This is a genomic window from Streptomyces sp. NPDC007875, from assembly GCF_042868035.1.
Lineage (GTDB): Bacteria > Actinomycetota > Actinomycetes > Streptomycetales > Streptomycetaceae > Streptomyces > Streptomyces antimycoticus.
Map to the genome: position 1 here is coordinate 1 of NZ_JBIADZ010000083.1, position 6,525 is coordinate 6,525.

General features: G+C 68.2%; 8 protein-coding genes. 4 read left to right on the plus strand and 4 right to left on the minus strand.

The window, feature by feature from the left end; translation table 11 throughout:
- Positions 1–178: 178 nt before the first annotated feature.
- Positions 179–961 carry a hypothetical protein gene (locus ACFYOY_RS48870; RefSeq protein ID WP_388594562.1) on the minus strand — a complete coding sequence of 261 codons (783 nt, stop codon included), beginning with the start codon at positions 959–961 and terminating at the stop codon, positions 179–181.
- 217 nt (positions 962–1,178) lie between these two features.
- Positions 1,179–2,051, minus strand: coding sequence for a Ku protein (locus tag ACFYOY_RS48875; protein WP_388594564.1), 873 nt, complete (start codon positions 2,049–2,051; stop codon positions 1,179–1,181).
- Between the two features lie 7 nt (positions 2,052–2,058).
- On the opposite strand from ACFYOY_RS48875, the gene ACFYOY_RS48880 reads away from it, so the two are divergent.
- Positions 2,059–2,313 (plus strand): hypothetical protein, encoded by a 255-nt coding sequence (locus ACFYOY_RS48880; RefSeq protein ID WP_351904489.1) that lies wholly within the window; start codon positions 2,059–2,061, stop codon positions 2,311–2,313.
- On the opposite strand, the gene ACFYOY_RS48885 is transcribed toward ACFYOY_RS48880, so the two are convergent.
- Positions 2,310–2,927: a hypothetical protein gene (locus tag ACFYOY_RS48885; protein WP_388594566.1), complete on the minus strand. Its 618-nt coding sequence runs from the start codon at positions 2,925–2,927 to the stop codon at positions 2,310–2,312. The two genes, ACFYOY_RS48880 and ACFYOY_RS48885, sit on opposite strands and share 4 nt — an antisense overlap.
- Between ACFYOY_RS48885 and ACFYOY_RS48890 the strand changes: the two genes are divergently transcribed.
- Positions 2,908–3,456, plus strand: a complete 549-nt coding sequence (locus ACFYOY_RS48890; protein WP_388594568.1) for an integrase — start codon at positions 2,908–2,910, stop codon at positions 3,454–3,456. The genes ACFYOY_RS48885 and ACFYOY_RS48890 overlap by 20 nt on opposite strands.
- A 219-nt stretch (positions 3,457–3,675) precedes the next feature.
- Here the strand turns inward: ACFYOY_RS48890 and ACFYOY_RS48895 are convergent, their stop codons facing one another.
- The gene (locus tag ACFYOY_RS48895; RefSeq protein ID WP_388594570.1) at positions 3,676–4,509 is read right to left on the minus strand and encodes a helix-turn-helix transcriptional regulator; all 834 of its coding nucleotides are present in this window, start codon (positions 4,507–4,509) and stop codon (positions 3,676–3,678) included.
- 130 nt (positions 4,510–4,639) lie between these two features.
- On the opposite strand from ACFYOY_RS48895, the gene ACFYOY_RS48900 reads away from it, so the two are divergent.
- Positions 4,640–5,104, plus strand: a complete 465-nt coding sequence (locus tag ACFYOY_RS48900) for a nuclear transport factor 2 family protein (protein ID WP_388594572.1) — start codon at positions 4,640–4,642, stop codon at positions 5,102–5,104.
- On the plus strand, positions 5,101–5,955 hold the full coding sequence (locus ACFYOY_RS48905) for an NAD(P)H-binding protein (RefSeq protein WP_388594574.1): 855 nt from the start codon (positions 5,101–5,103) through the stop codon (positions 5,953–5,955). Before ACFYOY_RS48900 ends, ACFYOY_RS48905 begins: the two co-directional genes overlap by 4 nt.
- The last annotated feature ends 570 nt before the right edge of the window (positions 5,956–6,525 follow it).

Consider the following 6,525-nt stretch of genomic DNA (forward strand, 5'->3'; position numbering starts at 1 on the left):
TCAACGCCAACCCCCGACTGCCATGGTCATACCTCGCCCATACCGGTCTGACCATCCACCCACCACACCCACCGAACTTACGAAAAGATCAGTAGAAGCCATCTCATTTGGTGCGGCGGATAAGAGGCCTGCATCGGTGCCAGCGGGAGAGCGTCGCGGATTGTTGGTGGCCACGGATTCAGCCTAGGAGATCCTCGACCGACGGATACGTCACTCCTCGGCGGCGGGAGATCCAATAGGTGCGCTCCCGGGCAACCTGTTCCACGGTGAGGATCTTCCACTGAGGCACCACGGAATCGACAGTGAGACGCCACTGGTCCTCGGTCCCGGGGACCGGTTCGATCGGGCAGCCGCTCATCACCAACTCCCAACGGTCGGTGATCCCTTCATCGCGCCGGTCGGTGGCGCTCACGACACCGGCTATTCGATGCGGTAGGGGACGGCCTCGTTCGCGTGCGGCCCGGTTCTCGGCGCACTGTCGCAACGTCAGTGTTCCCTGGAGGTGAAAGCGGTAAGGCTCTCTGCCGGGCATCAGGAAATCCTCGATCGGCTGGCCAGGGCGCCATGCATGGTCTGCCAATTCGCTTACCGGACGGACATCGCCGCTGATCGTCACCTCGGCATCCCGCGTTCCCCGGTTGGTGAGGTCAACCGGCAGCGTGCAAACGAGAGTCTGCCGCTCGTCGCGGGGGAGGCTCCAGACCATGTCGCCTGCCAGATGGGATGTGCTGTCGTTGGCGTCACGCAGCGGGGGCCACGCCGGGGCAAGGACTCTGACGTCCAGGTCCGGTGCCTCTGCGTCCAGCCGGGCTTTGGCTGAATCGATCACGACCGCGTGGGCGCTGGCATTGGCGCGACGAGCTAGCCGGGCTTGCCAGGCGACCAGCCCTGTGGCCACAGCTGCTGCCGCAGCTGATGCCACCGTTCCCACTGTCTCAGCCACATCCCACGCTTCCACCATTGCTGTTCCTCCCCGTCGTCCGATCCCACTGATTGTGGCAAGCAAGAAGGCGACGACGGTGCCACGGTGCTGTTCTCGGTTCAGTGATTCAGCCGGCGGTAGCAGATGAGGGTGCAGGCGATGGCAGTGAATGTCAGGAAGTGTTCGGCTTTCCACTAAGCTGCGGGAAGGCGGTCACGGAGGGCTTTGGCCAGGCTGTGCCGCCGCCCGCGCTCGGTTACGACGCCGGCCGCTTCCTCTGAGACTTCTTCGCAGCCGCCGCTTTCTTCCCGCCCGCACCCGCGCTCGTCTTCTTCGCGGCCCTCTTCTTCGGCGCTGCCCGCTGCCCGCTGATCTCGTGCACGTCAGCCTCGTCGCCGGTGTCCTCGCCGCGGCTCTTCCTGGCGGCGCGCACGCTGTCCTGCAGGGCGGACATAAGATCGACGACCTTGCCCTTGGGTTCGGCCGGTGCCTCCATCTCGGGCGGCTCCACGCCCGCGGCCTTGGCCTCGATGACGGCTTCCACCGCCTCGCGGTACTGGTCGCGGTACTGGCTGATGTCGGTGCCGCCGATGGCCTCCATCAAGGTCATGGCTTCGTCGACCTCCGAGTCGGAGATGTCGACAGCCCTGGGGGCGAGCCCTTCGGCCGAGCGGATCTCATCCGGCCAGTGCAGGACCTGGAGGACGATGGCGTCACCGACCACCCGCAGGGCGCCGAGCCGCTCGCGGTTGTGCCACGCGAATTTTGCGATGGCGACCTTGTCGCTGCGCTGGAGCGCTTCCCTGAGCAGCACGTAGGGCTTGGCGGCGACCGCGCCATCGGCTTGGAGGAAGTACGGCTTGCCGAAGCGGATGGGGTCCAGTCGTTCGGCCTCGACGAAGGCTTCGACATTGATGGCCTTGGCGGTGGGCAAGGGCAGGTCGTCGAGTTCCTGGTCGCTGATGGGCACGAGCTGATCTTTGGAGGCTTCGTAGGGCCGCCCGATCTCGTCCGGTTCGAGTACTCGGTCTTCGATCTCGCAGACCTTGCGGTAACGGATCGGCCGCCGTCGGCAGGAGCGCTTCCGCATCCGCGTCCAGCGGCGCAGGCAGCCGGACGGCAGTATCAAGGAGACGGTGGTCGAACGCGCCGACCGGGCCCCGCTGCTCATGACGGTGCGTGCCTGCTACCTGGACATCGCCCGCTGGGCGGTGGAAGAGCCGGCCCGGTGGGGGCCGTGGGCCGCGCCGTGCCCGATCAGGGAAGCCGAGACCGCGGACCGCAAGCGCGTCAAGCGGGTCAAAGCCCGCATGGATCAGCGCACCCGCGAGCGTCTCCCGGCCCTGGAATCGTTCGCGAAGGCAGGGCCGACCACCACCGTTTCCACCTAACGGGCCTGGAAACCCTTCTCGCGGCGCCGCCCGGCGCGGCCTTCACCGTCCACGGCGCGATGTTTGTCCGCACGGGAAACGCCGCCACCGCCACCGCCCGCGATCAAGACGGAGCCCTTCGGTACTTCGACCTCGCCGAACACCGGGCCTTCTGGGCTTGGGCCGCAGCGGAGGTCCTGCGCCACACGGGTATGCGCATCGAGGAGATGCTGGAACTCAGCCATCACGCGATGATCCAGTACCGCCTGCCCACCACCGGCGAGATCGTCCCCCTCCTCCAGATCGCCCCGTCCAAGACGGACCAGGAACGCATCCTGCTCGTCAGCCCCGAACTCGCCGATGTCCTGGCCACGATCATCCGCCGCGTCCGCGACGCGAAGACCGGCGTCATCCCTCTCCTGTCCGCCTACGACTACGAGGAACGCGTCTGGAACCCGCCGACCCCCTTGCTCTTCCAGTGGGACCGCAGCGGCGAAAACTCCAGGATGAGCGGCGAATTCATCCGCAAGGCCCTCGCCGAAGTCCTGGCCTTCCTCTGCCTCACCGACTCCACCGGCCAGCCTCTGGACTTCGCGCCACATGACTTCCGCCCGCATGTTCATCACCGACGCCATCCGCTCCGGCTTGCCGCCCCATATCGCACAGGCCATCGCCGGTCACACCAACATCAACACCACTATGGGCTACCACGCCATCTACCCCAGCGAGACCATCGAAGCCCACCGCGCGTTCATCTCCCGCCGCAGAGCACTGCGCCCGGCCGAGGAGTGCCGAACCCCAACCGACACCGAATGGGAAGACTTCCTCGGCCACTTCGAACGCCGCAAACTCTCCGTCGGCACTTGCGCCCGCGCCTACGGCACCGCCTGCATTCACGAGCACGCTTGTGTCCGATGCTCGCTCCTCCGACCTGACCCGTCCCAACGGGCACGGCTTGCCGAGATCCGAGACAACCTGATCGCCCGAATCGCCGAAGCCGAGCGGGAGGGATGGCTCGGCGAGGTCGAAGGGCTGCGAGTCAGCCTCGTCGGCGCCGAGGACAAGCTCAGCCAGGTCGACCGACGTCGCGGCCGTCGCACCACCGTTGACCTCGGAATCCCGACGACCGGTGGCCGCGATCAGCTAAGCTCCCGCCCGCTGTAGGCCCGCAATCGGAATGCCCCGCTCCGCGATGGCGACCTGCGCGTTCCCGGTTCGTCTCATTCGGAGGCCACGGCTTCTCGTCCCATGATCTTGTCCCTTTGCAGAGGGCGAGGAGAGGGGCGCCCCAGGCGGAGGACGCAGTGGTGTTCGGCCGGTGCGGCCGGCCCGCGACCCGAGCGGCCCTCGACGTCAACGGCGCGTCTGCTCAGGGCTGACCGTTCACCGGCCGCGTGCTCCGAGCCGGGCCAGTGCGGCGGCGCTCGGGCTGCCTGGTTCAGCCTGGTACATGACCAACTGCAGATCGGTTCCCGGCAGCAGCAGGGTTTGGGAGATCACCTCCAGGTCGCCCAGCTGGGGGTGGCGCAGCACCTTGCGCAGTGTGGGTACCGGTCGTACGTCGTGATCGCGCCAGCCAGCGGCGAATTCCGCGCTGTGGGCGGCGAGTTCGTTGATCAGCTCGCCGAGTATGCGGTCGGCCGGGTACCGGACACTGGCTGCCCGCAGCTGCGCGGCGAACTGCCGGGCGAACTCGCCTTCCGCGCCCTGCGCCGCCTGGCAGAACGTGCCGCCAAGGCGGATGGCCAGCCGCACCGTGTTGCGCTCCGCTGCGTGCACCTGCTCAAAGCCGGGGATCAGCGCGGCCACCTCGGCATTCCAGGCCACGATGTCCTGCCGTTCGTCGACCAGGTAGGCGGGGGTCGGTGCAAGCCGGTCAAGGAGCCGGTGGGCCTCGTCGGGAACCGGCTGTCGATCGGCGTCCGTGCCGGGTGGCACCTGCCCGGCCAGCCGCGCCAGGTGCTCGCGCTCCGCTGTGCTGAGCTGCAGCGCCGTACCGAGCGTGGTGAGTACCTCCGGGGACGGGCGCGGCGCGCGGGCCTGTTCGAGCCGTTCGTAGTAGCTGACCGACACCCCGGCCAGTGCGGCCACCTCTTCGCGGCGCAATCCTGGTGTACGGCGGGCACGTCGGCCCGGCGGGTGCGTGCCCGGCGACCGTTCCGGATGCAACGCCTCCCGCCGATGGCGCAGGAAGTCGGCCAGTTCCCTTCTGCTCACCCGTTCATGGTGACACCCGTTGCCGCGCTTAGCCACGGACTGGCGGTCCGGGGCTCAGCCGTCGGTTCCCGGGCCGCGCGCCCGCGCCCAGTCTGGACGGGTCGCACCCCGTCGAACACCGGAGGACACCATGCCGAGCACACGCGAAGACTCGACGAGCACCCCCGAAGCAACAATCCGGCGGATGCTGGACCTGATGACGGCCGGCGACACCGACGCCGCCGCCGACTTGTGGGCGGACGACGGCGTCGCCGAGTTCCCGTTCGCCGCGGGAACCTCACCGCGCCGACTGACCGGGCGGAACGAGATCCGCGCCTACCTGGCCCGCCTCCCTGAGCTGATGGACGTACGGGAGATCCCGTCGATGACCGTGTACCAGACGCGGCAGCCGGACACGCTCGTCGTGGAGTTCACGGGAACCGGATCCACAGTACGTACGGGAGAGCCGTATCGGCTGGACTACATCGTGGTACTCACCGTCCAGGACGGTCTGATCACCTGCTACCGGGACTACTGGAACCCGCTGGCCACCGCGGCGGCGGCCGGCACGCTGCCCGAACTGCTCGACGCGCTGCGCCCGGAGGATGCCCGATGACCGGTGTGCTGGTGACCGGCGGCACCGGGAAGACCGGGAGCATCCTGGCCGAACTGCTGCGCGGCCAGGGCGTGCCGGTCCGGGTAGCCAGCCGGACCCCTGCTGCCAGTGACCCTGACGCGATCCGATTCGACTGGAGTGACCCGAGGACCCATCCCGCCGCACTGCGCGGAATGGACCGGGTGTTCCTGGTGCCACCGGTTCAGAGCGTGGATCCGCTGCCGCTGGTCGGACCGTTCCTGGCCGAGGCGCAGCGCCTCGGCGTGCGCAGGATGGTGCTTCTCGGCTCTGCCATCGTGCTACCGAACGCCCCCAGCGCGCTGGAGCTGGCCGCACGGGTGCGGGCCCAGCCCGGGTGGGCCGTGCTGCGCGCGTCCGGGTTCATGCAGAACTTCCTGCGCCCACACCCGCTGGGCGAACGGGTCCGTCGGCACGGCGAGATCCGTACCGCCGCCGGGGAGGGACGAGTGGGCTGGATCGACGCCCAGGACGTCGCGGCCGCCGCCTGCGCCCTGCTGACCGACACGGCCGTCGTGCCCGACGACCGCCGTGACTACCTGCTCACCGGACCGAAGGCACTGAGCTACGCGGACGCGGCGGCGACCATCACCACCGGCACCGGCCGACCGGTGCGCGTGGTGCACATCGACACCGACGAACAGGCGGCCAACTACCGCGCGACAGGCATCCCCGCCGAGTTCGCGCATGCCCTCGCGGCCGTGGAAGACAGCATCCGGGCCGGTCAGGAAGACCAGATCAGCACCGACGTACTGGGCCTGACCGGCCGCCCGCCGCGCACTTTCACCGAGTTCGTCCACCAGCATGCGCAGGAGTGGGCGGTGATGCCGTAAGCCCTCGCGGCCGGCTGCAGCGGCGACGGGCGACTCAGAGTTTGCAGCATGTCCCGTCACTGGGTGTCTTCAGGCGGATGGGGTAGTCGGAAAGGGCGTCGTTGATGCCGGAGTTCTGGGCGAGTGCCGCGCCGTGCCAGCTTCCCTCGACGGTCAGCAGGCTACCGCCGAGCGTCTTGCGAGGCTGACGCCGCCCTCGTGCGGTGTCACCGGGTCGCCGGTGGTGGAGACCGTCAACGGAAGGTACGCCATGGCACCGAAGGCTCGAAGACGTCGACGCCCGTACATGGCCACGGGCGGTCCTCGTCGATCTGCCCATCCACATGGCGAAGACTCATTGAGACCTCGCCGAGTGCGTACGGCATACCCCACCGCCGAGCAGCGAGAACGGAAGCGGATCCCCCGACCTCGATCAGCTGAGACATCCCCACGTTCACGGCGGAGAACATCACTGCATAGGTCGAGACCGATCAGCACTACTGATCTTTTCGTAAGTTCGGTGGGTGTGGTGGGTGGATGGTCAGACCGGTATGGGCGAGGTATGACCATGGCAGTCGGGGGTTGGCGTTG